The organism is Cryptosporangium phraense (assembly GCF_006912135.1).
In the GTDB taxonomy this organism is placed as follows: domain Bacteria; phylum Actinomycetota; class Actinomycetes; order Mycobacteriales; family Cryptosporangiaceae; genus Cryptosporangium; species Cryptosporangium phraense.
The window spans coordinates 432,076-450,754 of record NZ_VIRS01000002.1 but is presented as its reverse complement, the minus strand read 5'-3'; the positions used below and the strand labels follow the sequence as shown (position 1 = coordinate 450,754).

Below are 18,679 nucleotides of genomic sequence, written 5' to 3'. Positions count from 1 at the left end.
CCCGGACCCTCCCACTCCTCGCTGTGGCGCGGCTGAGAACATCCGCCGCGCCAGGTGCTTCCTGCCTGCCAACGGATCGCGGGCCGAGCGCGTTCCCCTACCCTGTCCGAGGCGGTGCTGGGACGGAGGGACTGTGATGGATGCCTCAGCGCGCCCCGGCATGCCCTCGTTGCCCGAAAGGTCCAAGAAACCGCACGACGTCGCCCCCGAGGACGCGGTGCTGACCACCGCCCGGGCCCGGGCCGCCGAGCTCGGCTGCCTCGCCATCTCCCCCGACTGCGGAGCCGCGCTGCGGATGCTCGCGGCCGCGATGCAGGCCAAGGCCGTCGTCGAGGTCGGCACCGGCACCGGCGTCAGCGGGCTCTGGGTGCTGCGTGGCATGCGGCCGGACGGCGTCCTCACGAGCATCGACTCGGAGTCCGAGCTGCAGAGCGCGGCGCGGCTGGCGTTCCGCGAGGCCGGCGTCCCGCCGAGCCGGGCCCGGCTGATCAACGGCCGGGCCCTGGACGTCCTGCCCCGGCTGGCCGACGGCTACTACGACCTGGTGCTGATCAGCGACGCACCGGTCACCGAGTACCCGGACTACCTCGTCGAGGCCCTCCGGTTACTCCGGCCGGGCGGAGCGGTCGCGTTCGGCGGCGTGCTGCTCGGCGGGCGGGTCGCGGAGCCCGGCGTCCGCGACCCGATCACGCTGGTGGCCCGGGAACTGCTGCGCACGATCCGCGACCACCCGGCCCTCACCCCGGCGATCCTCCCGGTCGACGACGGCCTGCTGGTCGCGGTCAGACGATGACCGGCTGGCCCTTGCCGAGCACGACGACCCCGCCCTCGCTGACCCGGTAGTTGTGCCGGTCGAGGTCCCCGTCGACGCCGATCCGCGCGCCCGGCGGCACGACGACGTTCTTGTCGAGGATCGCGTTGCGGACGATCGCGCCCTCGCCGATCACGACGCCGTTGAGCAGCACCGACTCCGAGACCTCGGCCTTCGCCCCGACCAGGACGCCGGGCGAGAGCACCGAGTCGCGCACCTCGCCGGTGACGATGCAGCCGGCCGAGACGATCGACTCGATGGCCCGGCCGGTCAGCGCGAACTTCGCCGGCGGCAGCTGCGGCATCGACGTCAGGATCGGCCAGTCGCGGTTGTACAGGTTGAAGATCGGGTGCACCGACGCCAGGTCACGGTGGGCCTCGTAGTACGAGTCGAGCGTCCCGACGTCACGCCAGTAGCCGCGGTCGCGATCGGTCGCGCCCGGCACCTCGTTGTCGGAGAAATCGTAGACCGCGGCCTCGCCCTTGCCGACCAGCATCGGGATGATGTTGCCGCCCATGTCGTGGGCCGACGCCGGGTCTTCGGCGTCCAGTCGCAGCGCGTCGAGAAGCGTCTTCGTCGTGAAGACGTAGTTGCCCATCGACGCGTAGGCCACGTTCGGGTCGTCCGGGACGCCCGGCGGGTCGGCCGGCTTCTCCAGGAACTCGCTGATCGTCCGGCCGTCCTCGGCCGTCTTGATGACGCCGAACGCGGTGGCCTCGTGGCGCGGGACGCGGATGCCGGCGACGGTCACGCCGGCGCCGGAGAACACGTGCTGCTCGATCATCTGCGCCGGGTCCATCCGGTACACGTGATCGGCGCCGAAGACCGCGATGTACTCCGGGTCCTCGTCGTACACGAGGTTCAGCGACTGGTAGATCGCGTCGGCCGAGCCGGTGTACCAGCGCGGGCCGAGGCGCTGCTGGGCCGGGACCGGGGTCACGTAGTTCCCGAGCAGCGTGCTCATCCGCCACGTGGTGGTGACGTGTCGGTCGAGCGAATGGGACTTGTACTGGGTCAGAACGCAGATCTTCCGGATCTCCGCGTTGACCAAGTTCGACAAAACGAAGTCGATCAGGCGATAAGGGCCGCCGAAGGGGACCGCGGGCTTGGCCCGGTCCGCTGTCAACGGCATCAGCCGCTTGCCCTCGCCACCAGCCAGGACGATGCCGAGAACTGAACGTGTCACCGAGCCACCCACCATAGTGCGACCCTAGTTCCCCGGAGACCGCCGTCCTAGTCGGGATTGTGGCCACAGGTTTAACGCTGTTGACACAACAAGGAATCCAGGGTCGGGCCGTAGGGTGTGCGCTATGCGCGTCGCGGTTCTGACCAACGAATACCCGCCCGAGGTCTATGGGGGCGCGGGCGTCCACGTCGACTTCCTCGTCCGAGAACTACGACGCCTCGTCGACGTCGAGGTGCACGCGTTCGGCAAGCCCCGCCCCGACGCCCGGGCCTACACGCCGCCGGAGTCGCTGGCCAACGCGAACGGTGCAATTCGGGCACTCTCCATCGACCTCGAGATGGCCAACGGCATCGGTGACGTCAGCGTCGTCCACTCGCACACCTGGTACGCGAACCTCGGCGGGCACCTGGCCAAGCTGCTGCACGACAAGCCGCACGTCGTCACCGCGCACTCGCTGGAGCCGCTGCGGCCGTGGAAGGCCGAGCAGCTGGGCGGCGGCTACCGCATCTCGTCGTGGGCCGAGCGCACCGCGTTCGAGGGCGCCGACGCGGTCATCGCGGTCAGCAACGGCATGCGCGAAGACGTGCTGACCGCCTACCCCGCGCTCGACGCCGGCCGGATCCACGTCGTCCACAACGGCGTCGACACCGAGCTGTACTCGCCCACCACCGACGACGCCGCACTGCACCAGGTCGGCATCGACACCGACCGGCCGTACATCCTCTACGTCGGCCGCATCACCCGGCAGAAGGGCATCACGCACCTGCTGGCCGCGGCCGAGCGGATCGACAAGAACATCCAGCTCGTGCTGTGCGCCTCGGCGCCGGACACGCCGGAGATCGCGGCCGAGGTCACCGAGCGGATCGAGCGGCTGCGCGCCGCCGGGCACACCGTGCTGCACCAGACCGAGATGCTGCCCCGCGAGGACGTCATCTCGCTGCTCAGCCACGCCGCGGTGTTCGCCTGCCCGTCGGTCTACGAGCCGCTGGGCATCGTCAACCTCGAGGCGATGGCGTGCCGGGCGCCGGTGGTGGCCAGCGCCGTCGGCGGGATCCCCGAGGTCGTGCAGGACGGCGTCACCGGGCTGCTCGTGCCCTACACGCCGGACGACCTGCCCGCGTTCGAGGCCGGCTTGGCCGACGCGCTCGCCGAGGTCGTCGGCAACCCGCTGCGCGGGAGCGAACTCGGCCGCGCCGGCCGTCAGCGCGCGGTCGACCTGTTCAGCTGGGAAGCCATCGCCGAACAAACCCTCACCGTGTACATGTCGCTCGGTTAGAGCGATTCCAGCCACCTGGTTAGGGTGCGTACGCCCCAGCCGGTTCCGCCCTTGGTGAGCTCGTCGGACGGGCCGTCGGACCAGGCCGGGCTGGACATGTCCACATGCACCCAGCGGTCCCGGGCCTCGCCCGCGAACGGCCGCAGGAACAGCGCTGCGGTGGCGCTCTGCGCGCCCCGTCCGCCGCTGTTGTTGGCGTCCGCGACGTCCGAGTCGATCTGCTCCAGGTAGTCCTCCGGCAGCGGCATCTGCCAGACCCGCTCACCGGCCTGCTCGGCCGCCTCGAACAGCGCCTTGGCCAGGTCGTCGTTCTCCGAGAACAAGGCCGCGGTGCGCTTCCCGAGCGCGACGCCCTGACCGCCGGTCAGCGTGGCCAGGTCGATGAGGACGTCCGGCCGCAGCGTCGCGACCGCGTACGCCAGCGCGTCACCGAGCACCATCCGGCCCTCGGCGTCGGTGCTGAAGATCTCCGAGGTGCGGCCGCCGTAATGGCGGACGACGTCCCCGGGACGGTACGCGCTGCCGCTGGGCATGTTCTCGGCCAGCGGAACCAGCACGGTGACCCGCAGCGGCAGCCTCAGGGCAGCCGCGGCCAGCACGGCGCCGACGACCGCGGCCCCGCCGCCCATGTCCTTCTTCATCAGCTGCATGCCCTGCGCGGGCTTGATCGAGATGCCGCCGGTGTCGAACGTGATGCCCTTGCCGACGAGCACCACGTGCCGCAGCGAGTGCAGGTCGACGCCGTCCGGGGCCCAGCGCAGCTCGAGCAGGCGCGGGCCGCGCGTCGAGCCGCCCCCGACCGCGAGCATCCCGCCGAAGTCGTTCGCGGCCAGCCACTCGGGGTCGCGGACCTGGGCGTCGATGCCGAGCGGCGTCGCCGCCTCGACGGCCTGGGCGGCGAACCACTCCGGGCTCTTGATGTTGCTCGGCGTGTTGACCAGGTCGCGGGCGAGCGCGGTCCCGCGGGCGACCGCCTCGGCCCGCGCGACCGCGTCGGCGAAACGTGACGGATCGTCGGTGACGACGGTGAGCGAGGTCAGCGTGGGCGGCTTCGGGTCGGACGCCAGCGTGAACCGGTACGAGGCCAGCAGCGCGCCCTCGAACAGGCCCCGGACGCCCTCGGGGCTGACGTCGGACGGCAGCGCCAGCGTCAGCTCGGGGTCACCGGAGGCGGCCCGGACCAGCGCGGCCCCGGTCTTGCGCCAGTCCGCCTCGGCGCCGTCGCCGGACCCGGCGAGCAGCAGCACGGCCGGTACCCCACCCGGGAGCGGCAGCGTGGCGATCTCGCCCGCCTTGCCCTTGGCCGGCGGCTCCGGACGTCGCTCGTCGCCCAGCCAGGCGTCGACCAGGCCGCGGAGCTGCTCCGGGAGCGCGTAGGCGGTGCCCAGGAGCGTCGCCGGCTCGGCCCGCCGCTCCCCGTCAGCCGCCTCGGCCGCCTCGGACGATTCAGACTCCGCGGGTACGGTCGGCAGCGCGAGCACCAGCGGAGGCGCGTCGGCGGGCAGATCGGCAACAGCCACCAGACGGACGTCGAGCACGAAACCCTCCCGATCTGCAGTTACCAACGCAAACGACAGCCGGCCCGGCCTGACTGGCCTGGGCCGGCTGCCCGTGGGCGACTAACCCACGACGTTCTTCAGAGCGTCCCCGAGCGCGCTGGCCTCGTCGGCATTCATCTCGACGACGAGACGACCGCCACCCTCGAGTGGTACGCGCATCACGATGCCGCGGCCCTCCTTGGTGACTTCGAGCGGACCGTCACCCGTCCGCGGCTTCATGGCCGCCATCTCATGCTCCCCTCGACCGGTGACCGTCGGTGAAACTCTGGTCACGCCTTGCAGGCTCGCTGGATCTCACGTGCCCGGGACATCTCACTACTGTCTTATTCTCGCCCATACCTGCTGGCGTCCCAAACTCGACCCGGCTAAACACAGTGGACAAGCACGCGTCGGACCTGCACAAAAGAGGCCGGGCACGGTTCCGACGGGGTCTCCGCGGCTACGTCGCGCCTACCGAACAGCCCTGAATGTGGTCATCGACCATACCGGTTGCCTGCATGAGCGCGTACGCGGTGGTCGGCCCGACGAACCGGAAACCCCGCTTGCGGAGGTTCTTGGCCATCGCCACGGATTCCGGGGTCGTCGACGGGACGTCGGCCCGGCTGCGCGGGCGCGGCCTCGGCGGCGGCGCGAACGACCAGAGCAGCGCGGACAGCCCCTCCGGGAGCTCGGCCGCGAGCCTGGCGTTCGTGATCGCGGCCTCGATCTTGGCCCGGTTGCGAATGATTCCGGCGTCGGCGAGCAGGCGCTCGACGTCCGAATCGTCGAATTCGGCCACCGCGGCGATCGAGAAGCCGGCGAACGCACGCCGGAAGCCCTCCCGGCGGCGGAGGATCGTGATCCACGACAGCCCGGACTGGAACGCCTCCAGGCTGACGCGCTCGAAGAGCGCGTCGTCGCCGGTCAGGCGGCGGCCCCACTCGTCGTCGTGGTAGGCGACGTAGTCCTCGGTCGAACCGGCCCAGAAGCAGCGCAGCGCGCCGTCCTCGCCCCGGACCAGCCCGGTCTCGGCGAGCGTGAGCTCGTCGGTCATCGGGAGACCACGTACCGGGCGAAGCGCCGCAGGCCGGCCTTGAGCGCGGCCGCGGCCAGCGGGCGGGCCACCGCCCAGGCGACCTCACCGGCCCGGCCGAACGGGAGGTACAGCTCCTCGCTCCAGGCGAACTCGGTGCGCTGACGCCCGTACTCGGTGAGGTGGAACGCGCCCGGGCCCCGGATCAGCCGCCCGGTGTGCACGACCTGGACGCTGTGCGGCGGATCCCAGCCGACGACCGTGAACACGTCGAGGAAGCCCACCCGGCCGATGCCGGTGAACGCGTGTACGACGCTGCCCAGGCTGCGTCCGTCGCCTTCGACGACCTTCACCGACGTCAGCGGGATCCAGCGGGCCTGGGCCGGCCAGTCGGTCGCAGCGGCGAACGCGGTCTCGATGTCGGCGTCGACCATGACCCGGACGGTGAGCGTCCCCGGTCCGGGACGGGCGAGGTCGGCCGGCACCGCCGGAAGCGTCATCGGGCCTTCTCCGCCGCGGACGCCTCGGCCGGGGCAGCCGGAGCCGGTTCAGTGGAAGATTGCTGTTGCTCGGGCACCAGCGAATCTTCATCCACGGTCGCGGACGGCTCGGCGGCCGCCTCCTCGTTCGCCCACGGGAACTCGAACGGGCGTTCGTCGTCCTCGCCGTCGCCGCGACGGGCCGCGAGCTGGTCCTCCAGATCGATGATCCGGGTGTGCAGGAAGTCGAAGTCGTCGGCGATGCGGGCCAGCAGGTCGTCGACCTGGTCCATCCGGTAGCCGCGCAGGCCGGTGTCGAACCGCAGCTGGTCGACGTCGGCCCGCTCGAGCGGGCGGTCGGCCGGCAGGTCGAACGGCACGCCGTCCGGCCGGGGCGGGGTCAGCCCGCGATCACGGCCCAGCGTGAACGCGGCGGCACCGAAGATGATGCCGGCCAGGATGATCGCGGCCACGACGATGAGGAGGAAGCTTCCCACCCCCGCATCGTGGCACGTGTGTCACGCGCCCATGCGGTCAGACGCCCACAAAGCGGGGAACACACCGGCAGCGCAGAATGGCGTCATGCCACTCAGGCTCGGCGCCCACCGCTACGACGACACCCAGTTGCTGGTCATGGCCATCGTCAACCGCACACCGGATTCGTTCTACGACCGGGGCGCCACGTTCACCGACGAGGCCGCGCTGGCCGCCGTGGAGGCGGCCGTGCGCGACGGCGCGGACATCGTCGACATCGGCGGGGTGAAGGCCGGCCCGGGCGCCGACGTGGACGCGGCCGAGGAGGCCAGGCGGACGGTTCCGTTGATCCGGGAGGTCCGGGCCCGCCACCCCGAGCTCGTGATCAGCATCGACACCTGGCGCGCCGAGGTCGGCGCGGCCGCCGTCGAGGCCGGCGCCGACCTGCTCAACGACACCTGGTCGGGTGCCGACCCGGGCCTGGCCCGGGTCGCCGCCGACACTGGCGCCGCGCTCATCTGCTCCCACGCCGGTGGGCTGACCCCCCGCTCCCGTCCTCACCGTCCGACGTTTCCCGACGTCGTGGCCGACGTCGTGAGCACGGTGACGCGGCTGGCCGAGGGCGCCGTGGCGGCCGGCGTCCGCGCCGACGGCATCTTGATCGACCCGGCGCACGACTTCGGCAAGAACACCTGGCACTCGCTGACGCTCACCCGCGAGCTGGAGGCGCTGGTCGCGACCGGGTGGCCGGTGCTGGTGGCGCTCTCCCGGAAGGACTTCGTCGGCGAGACGCTCGACCTGCCGGTGGACGACCGCCTCGAGGGAACGCTCGCCGCGACCGCGGTCAGCGCCTGGCTCGGGGCTCGGGTGTTCCGGGCCCACGACGTCCGGGCGACCCGCCGGACCCTGGACATGGTCGCGTCGATCCGCGGCACCCGGCCGCCCGCCTTCACGCGTCGGGGGCTGGCCTAGGCGGGCACGGGTTCCGCCGCCGCCGGAGCCGGCACCGCGGGGACGCCGGCCGGCAGGCCGCGGAGCACCACGGTCAGCACCACGGCCCAGAGCGCACCGGCCGCGGCCAGCGCCAGCAGCGTCCACTCGGCGCCGATCGCCGGCAGCGCGTACCCGGCCACCAGCGCACCGAGCGGCACCATCCCCATCGACAGGAATCGATCGACGCTCACGACCCGCCCGAGCAGTTCCGGCGGCACCTCCCGGGCCTGGTAGTTCACCATCGCCACGTTCGTGTGGGCGGCGACCAGCCCGTACAGCACGAACGCCCCGATCAGGGCCCCGGCCTGCGGCAACGCGGTCACCAGGCCGGCGAACAGCGCCCATCCCCAGGCCACCGCGACCAGCACCTGGCGGACGCTGCGCCCTCGCAGCGTGGACGGAGCGACCCAGGCGCCGAGCACGCCGCCCGCTCCACCGGCCGCCATCGCGATGCCGATCAACCACCCCGGCACACCGTCGCCGACCGCCCGCGCGATCACGGTCAACCCGACCGCCTGCATGAGGAAGTTCTGCAGCGTGTCGTGGGTGATCGAGAGCCGGATCAACGGGTGCCGGGCCACCCAGACCAGCCCGTCCCGCAGGTCGGTCCGGATACTCGCGAACGAGAGCTCACCGCGCGTGGAACCGCGCGGACCGCGAACGAGCGCGGCCAGCACCGCCGCCGCTACGCCGGAGACCGCGTTCAGCACGAACGGCAGGATCTGGGCCAGGCCGAACAACAACCCACCGAGGGGCCGCCCGAGCAGCGTGGCCAGATGGAACCGGGCCTCGTTCCGGGCGATGGCCCCGGAGAGCGCGTCCGGTGGCACCAGTCGGGGGACGAACGACGCCTCGGTCGTCGCGTACACCGTCGAACAGGTGCCGTCGACGAACGCGACCAAAGGCAGCAGCCACGCCCATCCGTGCCCGGTCCCGAGCGTCAGCGGCAGGGTCAGCGCGGCCACGCCGCGGACACCGGCGCTGACGATCAACAGCGTCCGCCGGTCGAGCCGGTCGGCGAGGACGCCGGCGGGCAGGTAGAGGATCGTCGCCGGCACCATCCCCGCGCACACCACCCAGCCCGCGAACACGGGAGAACCGGTCAGCGCCAGGGCCAGCAGTGGGTAGACGAAGATCGACCCCGACCCGCCGAGCTGGGTCAGCGTCGTCCCCGTCCAGAGCAGATGGAAGTCCCGTCGCCAGGAGTTCACGGCAGCAGCACCGCCAGCCTCCGGGCCACCTCGTACGGCGGCAACTGCCCGGCCAACTCCTCGTACACCGAGGCCACCACCTCGGGTCGGGCCCGGAAGAACTCGGCGGCCGGCCCCGGCCGGGTCTGCGGATAACAGTGGACGAGCCCGACCCACGCCTCCCAGGATCCGCCGTCGGCGATCTGCGCCTCGTAGGCCGGTTCGGCCGTCGCGTAATCGCCGACGAGGCACGCCAGATCGGCGTCGGACGCCTCCACGTCCAGCGCCTGCTCGCCGCTGCGCAGACGTTCGTACAGGTCGGGCTGGGTGACTCCGGCGTACATCAGCCGGAGCCGCGCGCTCCACACGCCGGTCGGACCGGACTGCTTCGCGGTCGCCGCGACCGGCTCGGGCAGCGGGGTGATCGGCTCGCGGCGGATCGCATCGGCGAGCCGGGCTGCGTCCAGTTCCAGGTTCCGCAGCCGCCAGCCGATCCGGTGCTCGAACCGGGCCGCGGCCGCGAGTTCGTCGGCCGATCCGGGCACCGGCTCGGTGCCCCACTCGGCCAGCCGCCCGGAGATCACGTCCAGGAACGCCAGCCCGGATTCCGTCACGACGTCGGCCCGGGCGAGTTCGGCCGCCGCCTCCTCGGTCTGCTGCCGCCACCGGGTGAACTCCATGTGCGCGAGCGTCGCGTCGTCGCCGTCGGCGGCCCAGCGGTGGACCCGCCAGAAGTTCGCCACGCCGAGGTGCGCGTAGACCCCCTGGAGCACGGCTCCGAACGGCCGCGGGTCGTCCCGCCAGGGTGCGTAGAAGCGGTCGTCGGAGTCGGCTCGATAGAGCGGCTCGAGGTCGAGCAGCGCCGAGAGCTTCCCGTGCTGGGTCTCGTGGATGAGTGTCAGGGCCAGGGCACCGCCGTTCGCCGGCGGCGTCGTGACGACCGAGCCGAACGCGTCGCCGACCGTGAGGCTGGAGCTGCGTCCGCCTCCCAGCGAGGCCAGCGGCACGAGGCACTGCAGTCCGGCCCGGATCTCCTCCGCGTAGCCGGGCTGCTCCGCCAGCAGCATGGCCCAGGCCTCGTCGAACGCCTGCTGCCAGGCCTCCCATTCGGCCGCGTCGGCCCGGGGCGCGAGCGTCAGCGTCGGGCCGCAGCTGCGCGCCGGGTCCTGTTCGTCGAACGCGACGTCGATCGGGCTCCCGTGGTCGGACCGCAACCGCCGGACCGGCTTCCACTCGTCCGTCTCCGCGGACAGGTCCGCCGGGAGTGCGACCTCGTGCTGGCCGTCGGTGATCCGCCGTCCCGCCAACCTCCAGGCGGACGCCGTCCCGGCCGGCAGCAGGCAGGTCCCCACCGCGGGCAGCACGACCCGGCCCGGTTCCTCGATCGCCAACGGCACGCTCAGCTCGGCGTCCGCACGGAGTACGGCCGCCGCGACCAGCGCGGAGAGGTAGCCGAGCTGCGCCTCCGGGGTCTCGTCGGAGGGCCGGCCGGGGTCGAGGCGCCGGAGGCTCTCGGCCAGCCAGGCGCCGACGTGCGGGTACAGCAGCAGCGCGGTCACGACCCGGGGATGGGTCTGCTGGAGCTCGCGGAGTGCGGCGTAGCTCTCCTCGAGGAACGCGTCGCGCGCGCCGTCGGGGTCGAGCGCGACGGCCCGGGCGACCAGCGCACGGAGCCGGCCGGTCCGTAACCGCAGCTGACCGGAGTACAGCCGGTTCACGGTCGCCGCGGGCTCGCTGCCGTCCGCGAGAGCCGTCGCCAGGCCGTCAGCCGGTGCGGGTCGGGTCGGTGCGCTCATGATCGAGACTCCTTTCGTGCGGCCAGCAGGTCGGATTCCAACCGGTTCTTGACGTGCGTGATCAGCCGCATCAGGTCCGGGCAGTACACCGACGGGTGCCGGAACCCGGAGTTCGGCCGGTACCGGTGCGGATAGTCGCCGCCGCCGCAGACGTCGCGCAGGGAGCAGGCCCGGCAGGTCGGGCCGAGGGCGTCGACGCCGATCTGCCTGGCGACGATCGACGGGTGCAGCAGCGCGTCGTCGAGCGCGTTGCCCGCGACGTTCAGGCCGGTCTCCGGGGCGCCCGCATAAGTGCTCTTGAGTGTGTCGACCTGCTGGAGCGTCCCGTCGGTCTCGATCACCAGCAGCCGGATCGGCGCGAGCCCTACGTGCTCGGTCGCCACCGCCCGGCCGAGCAGCGTCCGCATGATCGCGCCGAACATCCGGACGCGTGGCGCCGGGCGCGGAGCGTCGTACCAGTGGTCGAAGATCGGGATGAGCCAGTCGGCGTAGGGCGTCGACGACGGGTCCGGGGTCCGGCGCGGCGGCGGGGTCTCCCAGTTTCCGTGCGGGAGCAGGTAGTCGAGCTTGGGCGGCGCCCAGCCGGCCATCTCCCGATAGGTCGCGATCGGGTCGTTGTCGACGTCGACCGTGCAGAGCAGGCCGCTGAACAGCGGGCGGTACTCGTCGGAGGTCAGCAGGCGCAGCCCGGCCGCGACGCGGTCGTAGCTACCGCGCCCGTTCGTGTAGCGGCGGTGCCGGTCCTGCCCGGCCTCGTCACCGTCGAGGCTGACGCCGACCCGGACGTCGTACTCGCCGAACAGGTCGAGGAACTCCGGCGTGAGCAGGATGCCGTTGGTCTGGACGCCGAACCCGACCCGGGTCGGGCCGGCGACCTCGCGGGCCCGGCGGACGAACCGGCGGATCGCCGAGGGACCGGCCAGCAGCGGCTCGCCGCCGTGCAGGACGACCTGGACCGCGGGGAGATCGTGGGCGGCCGCGTGTTCGGCGATCCGCTCGCACACCTGGTTCATCACGCGCTCGGACATCACGACCGGCTGGGACCGCCAGCTCTGGTCGGCCATTTCGTACATGTAGCAGTAGTCGCAGGCCAGGTTGCACCGGCTGTGCACTTTGACGACGAACTCGGTGAACGGCTCCGGACGCCAGCCGGTCCGAAGCCGGCCGTCGACGTCCAGGAGGTCCGTCGGCCATTCCCCGGTCGGCCGGGGCGCCGGCGACATCAGGTCGATCGCAACCATCTTCGCTCCCTCGAAGAGTCCCGGCCCGGGCAGCTGCCCGGGCCGGGAATGCCGATCAGATGAAGCTGCTCCAGGCGATCCAGTCCATGCCGTCGCCCACTGCGACGTCGGCATCGATCAGCTCGCCGGCGATTGCCTCCGGGACCGCGTCCAGGGAGACCTCGTCGATCCGGTCGAGGTCGAGCATTCGCCCTCCCTCGCGATCAGACGAAGCTGCCGAAGGCGACCATGTTCGTCTGCTCTCCGAGCGTCGAAGTGGTCTCCACCAGCTCGCCGGCCAGACCCTCCGGCAGCTCGTCGAGTCGGACGTCGTCGATGACTTCGAGGTTCAGCATTCGATTTTCCTTTCTCGGATACCGCTCAGACGAAGTTTCCGAAACCGATCGACTTGCATTCGTCGCCGACCGGTGCGTCCAGCTCGGCCAGCTCGCCGGCCAGGACGTCCGGCAGTTCGTCCAGAAGAATGTCTTCGATGAACTCGAGGTTCAGCATTCGATTCTCCTGACGACTAGAGAAAGCTGTTGAATCCGATGGATTCCGAGCGCTCACCCGGCATCGAATCCACGTCGGCGATTTCTTCGGCCAGCGCGGCCGACAGCGGGACGAGCTCGGCGTCCCCGATCAACTCCAGATCCAGCACGGCAGACTCCTTCGCTCAGGCAAAACTCGTGAAGGCGATGTTCTCGGTCCGCTCGCTCGGCTCCAGGGCGTCGTCGGACAGCTCACCGGCGAGTACGGGCGGAACTGCCTCCAGCGCGGCCGACTCGATCAGTTCGAGATCCAGCATCGTGTTCACCTCCTCTCGTGGGTCGAGACTCACCGTATTCATTCCCGACCGCACCGAAAGATCCGAGCGCACATCCTGAAATGTTCTAAAGCCGCACGCCGATACCGTGAAAGCACTCTGAAGAAATCCTGAAAAGCGATCGGGGTTCCAAAGGCGGCGGAAGCGCGTTTAGTCTCGGAACCCGACCGCCTTGGAATGGAGAGTCATGGCAACGCTGAGGAAGCTGGCCTTTCGCGCGTTGGTCGTCCTGGTCACCGCCGCCGTGGGGATAGGCGTGGCCGCCGCTCCCGCGTCGGCGCTCCCCGACCCCAACAAGTGGGTCTTCAACCCCCCGTAGAACTCGTTCAGGCGACGGACGTCTCGGCCGGCCGGCGCAGCACCGAGCGGGCATATCCGATCGCCGACGACACGTCCTTGCCCGCACCCGTCCGCATCGCCTCGCGCGCGCCGCGGTGTCCCAGCACGCGTTCGCAGGCTGCCAGCACGCCGCTCCGCCGGGCGTCGTCGTGCGGGGTCGTCACCGCCCCGGCCGATGACCGGACGGCGTCGGCCGCGCCGAGCAGCACCGCAGCGTTCCGCATCGCGTTCTGACCCGCGCAGATCGCCGCCGCCACGTCGAGGTCGTGGGCGATCGCCCACGGATGCCCGATCTCGGCATGGTGGTCGAACGCGTCCTCCATCAGGTCGGCCGCATCGGATCGAGCACTGCGCCGGGACACGGCGTCGGCCAGCAACGCCGCCGCTCGAGCGACCTGCTCCTCGTTCTCGTGTCCGCGGAAGACCCCGAGCACGTCGTCGAGCACGGCCTCCGCCTCGATCGCCGAGCCACCGACCAGCAGTACCTCGCCGAGCAGCAGCCGCGCGTCGGCCCGACCGCCGTCGTCGCCCGCCCGGGCGAAGCACTGTTCGGCCTCGGTCGCCCAGCGCGCGGCGGCCTCGGTGGCCCCGGCCGCCAGGTGGTTGTAGGCGACCGACAAGCCGCACCGCCCGGTGGCCCACGGATCGCCCAGGTCCGTGGCCAGCCGCCAGGCCTCGTCGGCGGCGTCCCGGGCGGTATCGAGGTCTCCCAGCTCCAGCGCGATGTCCGCCTGGTGCTGCAGGGCACGCATCCGGCCGCCGTCGTCGGCCAGCCGATCCGCGGTCGCCTCGGCCTCCCTGGCGTAGTTCAGCGCTTCCGGAAGCACGACGTACGACGCGATCACCGCGGCCGACAGCTGGGCCGCGAGTAGCAGGTCGGACGGTGCCGGTTCGGCCGCGGATCCGGCGACGGTCAGCACCCGGCGGTACCACTCCAACCCGACCTGCGGATCGTTCGACCACCACCACCAGAGCGCGGCCGACAGCGGCAGGGCCACGTCCAGGCGGCCGGTCCGCACCGCGTCGTCCAGCGTCCGGCGGAAGTCCTGACGCATGTCGTCGAGGCGGCGCCGCCACACCACTCGGTCCGGGCCGCTGTGTGCCTCCGCCGCGCGCATCGCCAAGTCGAGCAGGTACGCCGTCCGACGCTCGTCGGCGTCCGCGACCTCGGCCGGCCCGAGGATCGACCGGCCGAACTGACGCACCGGCTCCAGCATCCGGTACCGGCTCTCCCGGCCCGACACGTCGGCGACGATCAGGGACGCGTCGACCAGGCTGTGCAGGACGTCGATCACCGGCGTGCCCGGCGGAGCCACCGCTTCGGCCGCCCGGAGCGTGAACGAGTCGCAGAACACCGCGAGCCGCGCGAACAGCGTCCGTTCGGCGACGTCGAGGGGCGACACCGCCGCCGCGACCGCGGACACCAGCGAATCGTGCCGGTCGTCCGGCCGGCGCGGCACCGCACGGAGCAACTGGAGCTGATCCCCCAGCCGTTCAGCCAGCTCCGCCGGGCTGAGCACCTGGGTGCGGCTACCGGCCAGCTCCAGCGAGAGCGGGATGCCCTCGACGAGACGGCAGATCTCGCTGACCACGGGCGCGAGATCGTCCGTGAGCACGAACGCCGGCCGAAGGGCGCGGGCCCGCGCGCAGAACAACTCCACCGATTCGATACCGGCGATCTGCGCGGCCTTCACAGCCTCCGGCGGCGGGACGGCAAGCGGGGCGAGCCGGACCGTCGCCTCGCCGTGGGCGTGCAACGGCCGCGTGCTCGTCGCCAGCACCCGGACCGTGCCGTCGGAGAGGATCTCGTCCCACAGCTCGACACAGGCCGCCGCGACGTGTTCACAGTTGTCCAGCACCACCAGGGCAGTGGTCCCGACCAGCGAATACCGGATGCGTTCGAGCGCGGAGCGGCGGCCTACGGCGGTCGGCTGCGGCCCGCAGGCATCGGCGACCGCCGCGAGAACGTCGGCCGCGTCCGAAACCGCGTCCAACCGCACCATCAGCGGCTGCAAACGCCCCATTTCTCCGGCTCGCGCTGCGATTTCTGCGGCGAGGCGCGACTTGCCGACGCCCGGGGGCCCGGTCAGCGTCACCAAGCCGGGCTCCGCGAGCAGCTCGAGTACGCGTGCGAGCTCGGCGTCACGTCCAACGAAGTCACCACCGGCGGACCGGCCGACAGCCGGACCGGGCGACCGGACCGCGGTCGGTTCCGGTGCACCGTCGGCGATGATCGCCTGGTAGCGGCGGGTCAGCCGGACGCTGGGCTCGACGCCCTGCTCGCGCAGCAGGCGCTCGCGGAAGTCGGCATAGACCGTCAGCGCTTCGGCGCGCCGGCCGTCGTTCTGCAGGGCGTGCATCAGATGCCGGGTGAACTGCTCGTCGAGCGGACGGGCGCGCACCAGCTCGGTGAGCTCCGCGACGAGGCCGGGGGTACCGAGGGCCAGGTCGGCCACGAACCGGTCGCTGAGCGCCCCGACGTGCGCCCCGTCCATTCCGGCCGCGAAGGCGGCGTGCAGCGGTGTCTCGCTGATGTCGGCGAGCGGCGCGCCCTCCCAGAGCGCGAGCGCCTCGGTCAACGCGCTGAGCGCGGCCTCGTGGTCACCGTTCCGGCCGGTTGCGCGCGCCCGGCCGACCAGCAGTTCGAACCGGAGCCAGTCGACCTGCTCGGGACGCCCGGACAGCCGGTATCCGCCCGGCAGCCGGTCGAGGCGGAACGGGTGACCGGTCGTCTCCAGCGCCCGCCGAATCCCCGAGAGGTAGACCTGAGCCGTGTTCCGGGCGGTCGCCGGATGCTCCTCACCCCAGACGTCGGCAATGAGCTGGGACACCGGGACGGTCTGATTCAACCGCAGACCGAGCGCGGCCAGGACGATCCGAATTTTCCGGCCCCCGAGCCGGTGCTCGGACTCCGGGGTACGCAGACTCACCGCGCCGAGCAGGCGCAGCGCAACGGAGTTCGGTAACCCCACTGGGACATCGTCCACAACGGGCGGTTGCGTCGGAGCCAGTTACCGCAAGTCCGCGTTTATTCAGGTTTGATACGCACCGGAGCGGACGGCCCGGCCTCGACCACGGACGCGTGGCGGAGGCCGTCCTCGATCGCGTCGAACGCGGCCGGCACCGAATCGACGACGGTCAGCAGGGCCAGGGCCTCCGGGCGCACGAACGCGCTGCCGGCGAGCTCGCGCAACCAGTTCAGCAGCCCGTCGTAGAACCCGCCGACGTTGAGCAGCACGACGGGTTTGGCGTGCATGCCGAGCGACCGGGACGTCCAGATCTCGAACACCTCTTCGAGCGTGCCGATGCCGCCGGGGAGGCCGAGGAACGCGTCGGCGCGGTCGTCCATCGCGGCCTTGCGCTCGCGCATGCCGGTCGTGACGATCAGCTCGTCGGAGTCGAAGTCGGCAATCTCCCGGCTGCTCAGCGCCTCCGGGATGACGCCGATCGTGCGTGCTCCCCCGGCCCGGGCCGCGACCCCCACCGCGCCCATCATCGAGACGCGTCCGCCGCCGGAGACGAGTGAGTGGCCCCGCGCCGCCAGCTCGGTGCCGGCCGCGTACGCCAGGTCGACGTACGACGCCTGGATCGACGTCGAGGACGCGCAGTAGACGCAGATCGCGGCCACTCAGGCCTCCACCGGGGCCTCGTCGATGCCGGTGGCCTGGTCGGCGGCGAGGCTCTCGGCCGACTGGACGGCCGCGACCGCCTCGTCGATGTCGTCGGTGAGCTGGATGAGGTCGAGGTCGTGCTCGGAGATCTTGCCGTCGGCGAGCATCGTCTCGCGCAGCCAGTCGACGAGCCCGCCCCAGTACCGGGTGCCGATCAGGACGACCGGGAAGCGGGTGACCTTGCGGGTCTGCACCAGCGTGAGGGCCTCGAACAGCTCGTCGAGCGTGCCGAACCCGCCGGGCAGGACGCAGAACGCCTGGGCGTATTTGACGAACATCGTCTTGCGGGCGAAGAAGTACCGGAAGTTGACGCCGATGTCGACCCACTTGTTCATCGACTGCTCGAACGGCAGCTCGATGCCCAGCCCGACGCTGACCCCACCGGCCTCGCTGGCGCCCTTGTTGGCGGCCTCCATCGTGCCCGGGCCGCCGCCGGTGATCACCGCGAAACCGGCCTCGACCAGCGCCCGGGCCAGCTGCTCGGCGAGCGCGTAGTCGGGGTGGTCGACCGGCGTCCGGGCCGAGCCGAACACGCTGACCGCCGGACCCAGCTCGGCCAGCGCGCCGAAGCCCTCGACGAACTCGCTCTGGATGCGGAGCACCCGCCAGGTGTCGCTGTGGATGAAGTCGGCCCGGCCGCTCTTGTTGTCGAGCAGGCGCTGATCGGTCGTGCTCGACGGCACCTGCTTGCGGCGGAGCGTGACCGGTCCTCGCTGGTGCTCGGGACTACTCATGCTGGCCACGGTATCCCGGTCGGGGGAACTGCTAACCGGCAGTCAGGTAGCGACGAAGTGCCGCTGCGGCGTCCGTGATCTTCCGGACGTCGACGTACTCGCCGGCCTGGTGGGCCAGGTTCGGGTCACCGGGCCCGAAGTTGACCGCCGGGACGCCGAGCGTGGCGAACCGGGCGACGTCGGTCCAGCCCAGTTTGGCCTGGACCGGCACATCCAGCGCCTCGACGAAGCTCACCGCGGCCGGCGAGCTCAACCCCGGCAGCGCGCCCGGCGCCGAGTCGGTGACCGTCACCTCGAAGCCCTCGAACACCTCCCGGACGTGCTCCTCGGCGTCCTTCTCGGTGCGGTCGGGAGCGAACCGGAAGTTGACCGTGACGTCGCAGCGGTCGGGGATGACGTTGCCGGCGACCCCGCCGGAGATTCCGACCGCGTTGAGGCCCTCGCGGTAGAGACAGCCGTCGATGTCGATCTCCCGCGCGGTGTACGCCGTGAGGCGGTTCAGGATCTCGGCGGCGCCGTGGATGGCGTTCACCCCGTGCCAGCTCCGGGCCGAGTGCGCCCGTTTGCCATGGGTGGTGACCTGCGCCCTGAGCGTGCCCTGGCAGCCGCCCTCGACCGTGCCGTCGGTGGGCTCGAGCAGCACCGCGAAGTCGGCCGCGAGCCACTCCGGGTGGTTGCGGCTGACCCGTCCGAGCCCGTTCTTGGACGCCTCGACCTCCTCGTTGTCGTACGCGACGACCGTGAGGTCGAAGGCCGGGTCCGGCACGGTGGCGGCGAGGTGCAGCGCGACCGCGAGTCCGCTCTTCATGTCCGACGTGCCGCAGCCGTAGAGCAGGTCGCCGTCGCGGCGGGACGGGACGTTGCCGGCGATCGGCACCGTGTCGAGGTGGCCGGCCAGGATGATCCGGTGGGACCGGCCGAGGTCGGTGCGGGCCACGACCGTGTCGCCGTCGCGGGCCACGGTCAGGCTGTTCAGCGCGCCCAGCGCGCGTTCGACCTCGTCGGCGAGCGGTTGCTCGGTACCGGATTCCGACCGGAAGTCGACCAGCGTCGTCGTGAGGGCGACCGGGTCACCGGCGAGGTCCAGCGTCATGGGTCCACGCTAACGTGGGC

At 71.6% G+C, this 18,679-nt stretch carries 22 protein-coding genes; 4 read left to right on the top strand and 18 right to left on the bottom strand.

The annotated features are described in order from the left end of the window. The first annotated feature begins 136 nt into the window (after positions 1-136). Entirely contained in the window at positions 137-793 is a 657-nt protein-coding gene (locus FL583_RS04460; protein WP_205751829.1) for an O-methyltransferase, read from the top strand. Here the strand turns inward: FL583_RS04460 and glgC are convergent. Further along, complete coding sequence (gene glgC / locus FL583_RS04455) at positions 783-1,997, bottom strand: glucose-1-phosphate adenylyltransferase (protein WP_240746573.1); 1,215 nt, start codon at positions 1,995-1,997, stop codon at positions 783-785. The genes FL583_RS04460 and glgC overlap by 11 nt on opposite strands. 124 nt (positions 1,998-2,121) lie before the next feature. Here glgC and glgA point away from each other — a divergent pair, with 124 nt between their 5' ends. After that, positions 2,122-3,273, top strand: coding sequence for a glycogen synthase (glgA, locus tag FL583_RS04450; protein WP_170323474.1), 1,152 nt, complete (start codon positions 2,122-2,124; stop codon positions 3,271-3,273). Here glgA and FL583_RS04445 read toward each other — a convergent pair. The 5 genes from FL583_RS04445 to FL583_RS04425 all read right to left on the bottom strand — a co-directional run bounded on the left by FL583_RS04445 (position 3,270) and on the right by FL583_RS04425 (position 6,820). Then, entirely contained in the window at positions 3,270-4,796 is a 1,527-nt protein-coding gene (locus tag FL583_RS04445) for a leucyl aminopeptidase (protein ID WP_420843115.1), read from the bottom strand. The genes glgA and FL583_RS04445 overlap by 4 nt on opposite strands. 96 nt (positions 4,797-4,892) lie before the next feature. Next, a complete protein-coding gene (locus tag FL583_RS04440; RefSeq protein WP_142703152.1) occupies positions 4,893-5,060 on the bottom strand; it encodes a DUF3117 domain-containing protein in 168 nt (55 codons plus the stop codon). Between the two features lie 211 nt (positions 5,061-5,271). After that, positions 5,272-5,865: a DNA-3-methyladenine glycosylase I gene (locus FL583_RS04435; protein ID WP_142703151.1), complete on the bottom strand. Its 594-nt coding sequence runs from the start codon at positions 5,863-5,865 to the stop codon at positions 5,272-5,274. Next, positions 5,862-6,344: an SRPBCC family protein gene (locus FL583_RS04430; RefSeq protein WP_142703150.1), complete on the bottom strand. Its 483-nt coding sequence runs from the start codon at positions 6,342-6,344 to the stop codon at positions 5,862-5,864. Before FL583_RS04430 ends, FL583_RS04435 begins: the two co-directional genes overlap by 4 nt. After that, a complete protein-coding gene (locus FL583_RS04425; protein ID WP_142703149.1) occupies positions 6,341-6,820 on the bottom strand; it encodes a DivIVA domain-containing protein in 480 nt (159 codons plus the stop codon). The genes FL583_RS04430 and FL583_RS04425 overlap by 4 nt, the downstream gene beginning before the upstream one ends. Before the next feature lie 85 nt (positions 6,821-6,905). On the opposite strand from FL583_RS04425, the gene folP reads away from it, so the two are divergent. Further along, positions 6,906-7,769 (top strand): dihydropteroate synthase, encoded by an 864-nt coding sequence (gene folP, locus FL583_RS04420; RefSeq protein WP_142703148.1) that lies wholly within the window; start codon positions 6,906-6,908, stop codon positions 7,767-7,769. Here the strand turns inward: folP and FL583_RS04415 are convergent. The 8 genes from FL583_RS04415 to FL583_RS42305 are packed head-to-tail and all read right to left on the bottom strand — an operon-like array spanning position 7,766 to position 12,804. Further along, positions 7,766-9,001: an MFS transporter gene (locus FL583_RS04415; protein ID WP_142703147.1), complete on the bottom strand. Its 1,236-nt coding sequence runs from the start codon at positions 8,999-9,001 to the stop codon at positions 7,766-7,768. The genes folP and FL583_RS04415 overlap by 4 nt on opposite strands. After that, entirely contained in the window at positions 8,998-10,776 is a 1,779-nt protein-coding gene (locus tag FL583_RS04410; protein WP_142703146.1) for an HEXXH motif domain-containing protein, read from the bottom strand. Before FL583_RS04410 ends, FL583_RS04415 begins: the two co-directional genes overlap by 4 nt. Continuing rightward, entirely contained in the window at positions 10,773-12,017 is a 1,245-nt protein-coding gene (locus FL583_RS04405) for an FxsB family cyclophane-forming radical SAM/SPASM peptide maturase (protein ID WP_205751827.1), read from the bottom strand. The genes FL583_RS04410 and FL583_RS04405 overlap by 4 nt, the downstream gene beginning before the upstream one ends. 55 nt (positions 12,018-12,072) lie before the next feature. Then, positions 12,073-12,204: a hypothetical protein gene (locus FL583_RS42325; RefSeq protein WP_276611554.1), complete on the bottom strand. Its 132-nt coding sequence runs from the start codon at positions 12,202-12,204 to the stop codon at positions 12,073-12,075. Positions 12,205-12,220: 16 nt separating this feature from the next. Beyond that, positions 12,221-12,352 carry a phenylacetate--CoA ligase gene (locus tag FL583_RS42320; protein ID WP_142703145.1) on the bottom strand — a complete coding sequence of 44 codons (132 nt, stop codon included), beginning with the start codon at positions 12,350-12,352 and terminating at the stop codon, positions 12,221-12,223. Positions 12,353-12,377: 25 nt separating this feature from the next. Further along, positions 12,378-12,509 (bottom strand): hypothetical protein, encoded by a 132-nt coding sequence (locus tag FL583_RS42315; RefSeq protein ID WP_276611553.1) that lies wholly within the window; start codon positions 12,507-12,509, stop codon positions 12,378-12,380. Positions 12,510-12,525: 16 nt separating this feature from the next. After that, the gene (locus FL583_RS42310) at positions 12,526-12,657 is read right to left on the bottom strand and encodes a hypothetical protein (RefSeq protein ID WP_276611552.1); all 132 of its coding nucleotides are present in this window, start codon (positions 12,655-12,657) and stop codon (positions 12,526-12,528) included. A gap of 15 nt (positions 12,658-12,672) precedes the next feature. After that, the gene (locus FL583_RS42305) at positions 12,673-12,804 is read right to left on the bottom strand and encodes a hypothetical protein (protein WP_276611551.1); all 132 of its coding nucleotides are present in this window, start codon (positions 12,802-12,804) and stop codon (positions 12,673-12,675) included. 205 nt (positions 12,805-13,009) lie between these two features. On the opposite strand from FL583_RS42305, the gene FL583_RS42300 reads away from it, so the two are divergent. Then, positions 13,010-13,141, top strand: a complete 132-nt coding sequence (locus FL583_RS42300) for a hypothetical protein (RefSeq protein WP_276611550.1) — start codon at positions 13,010-13,012, stop codon at positions 13,139-13,141. Between the two features lie 7 nt (positions 13,142-13,148). Here FL583_RS42300 and FL583_RS04395 read toward each other — a convergent pair whose 3' ends face one another. The 4 genes from FL583_RS04395 to dapE are packed head-to-tail and all read right to left on the bottom strand — an operon-like array spanning position 13,149 to position 18,659. Next, entirely contained in the window at positions 13,149-16,133 is a 2,985-nt protein-coding gene (locus FL583_RS04395) for an AfsR/SARP family transcriptional regulator (protein WP_142703144.1), read from the bottom strand. Between the two features lie 56 nt (positions 16,134-16,189). Further along, positions 16,190-16,789, bottom strand: coding sequence for an LOG family protein (locus FL583_RS04390; RefSeq protein WP_142703143.1), 600 nt, complete (start codon positions 16,787-16,789; stop codon positions 16,190-16,192). Then, positions 16,790-17,566 carry an LOG family protein gene (locus tag FL583_RS04385; RefSeq protein ID WP_142703142.1) on the bottom strand — a complete coding sequence of 259 codons (777 nt, stop codon included), beginning with the start codon at positions 17,564-17,566 and terminating at the stop codon, positions 16,790-16,792. 31 nt (positions 17,567-17,597) lie between these two features. Continuing rightward, entirely contained in the window at positions 17,598-18,659 is a 1,062-nt protein-coding gene (gene dapE / locus FL583_RS04380; protein WP_142703141.1) for a succinyl-diaminopimelate desuccinylase, read from the bottom strand. Positions 18,660-18,679: the final 20 nt, after the last annotated feature.

Bases quoted from the DNA above. Each gene is read 5' to 3' on its own strand.
- FL583_RS04430 (WP_142703150.1), bottom strand. From the start codon at position 6,344: ATGACGCTTCCGGCGGTGCCGGCCGACCTCGCCCGTCCCGGACCGGGG.
- FL583_RS04460 (WP_205751829.1), top strand. From the start codon at position 137: ATGGATGCCTCAGCGCGCCCCGGCATGCCCTCGTTGCCCGAAAGGTCC.
- FL583_RS04435 (WP_142703151.1), bottom strand. From the start codon at position 5,865: ATGACCGACGAGCTCACGCTCGCCGAGACCGGGCTGGTCCGGGGCGAG.
- FL583_RS04385 (WP_142703142.1), bottom strand. From the start codon at position 17,566: ATGAGTAGTCCCGAGCACCAGCGAGGACCGGTCACGCTCCGCCGCAAG.
- FL583_RS42300 (WP_276611550.1), top strand. From the start codon at position 13,010: ATGGCAACGCTGAGGAAGCTGGCCTTTCGCGCGTTGGTCGTCCTGGTC.
- dapE (WP_142703141.1), bottom strand. From the start codon at position 18,659: ATGACGCTGGACCTCGCCGGTGACCCGGTCGCCCTCACGACGACGCTG.
- FL583_RS04440 (WP_142703152.1), bottom strand. From the start codon at position 5,060: ATGGCGGCCATGAAGCCGCGGACGGGTGACGGTCCGCTCGAAGTCACC.
- glgA (WP_170323474.1), top strand. From the start codon at position 2,122: ATGCGCGTCGCGGTTCTGACCAACGAATACCCGCCCGAGGTCTATGGG.
- FL583_RS04410 (WP_142703146.1), bottom strand. From the start codon at position 10,776: ATGAGCGCACCGACCCGACCCGCACCGGCTGACGGCCTGGCGACGGCT.
- FL583_RS42315 (WP_276611553.1), bottom strand. From the start codon at position 12,509: ATGCTGAACCTCGAGTTCATCGAAGACATTCTTCTGGACGAACTGCCG.
- folP (WP_142703148.1), top strand. From the start codon at position 6,906: ATGCCACTCAGGCTCGGCGCCCACCGCTACGACGACACCCAGTTGCTG.
- FL583_RS42325 (WP_276611554.1), bottom strand. From the start codon at position 12,204: ATGCTCGACCTCGACCGGATCGACGAGGTCTCCCTGGACGCGGTCCCG.
- FL583_RS42305 (WP_276611551.1), bottom strand. From the start codon at position 12,804: ATGCTGGATCTCGAACTGATCGAGTCGGCCGCGCTGGAGGCAGTTCCG.
- FL583_RS04405 (WP_205751827.1), bottom strand. From the start codon at position 12,017: ATGGTTGCGATCGACCTGATGTCGCCGGCGCCCCGGCCGACCGGGGAA.
- FL583_RS42320 (WP_142703145.1), bottom strand. From the start codon at position 12,352: ATGCTGAACCTCGAAGTCATCGACGACGTCCGACTCGACGAGCTGCCG.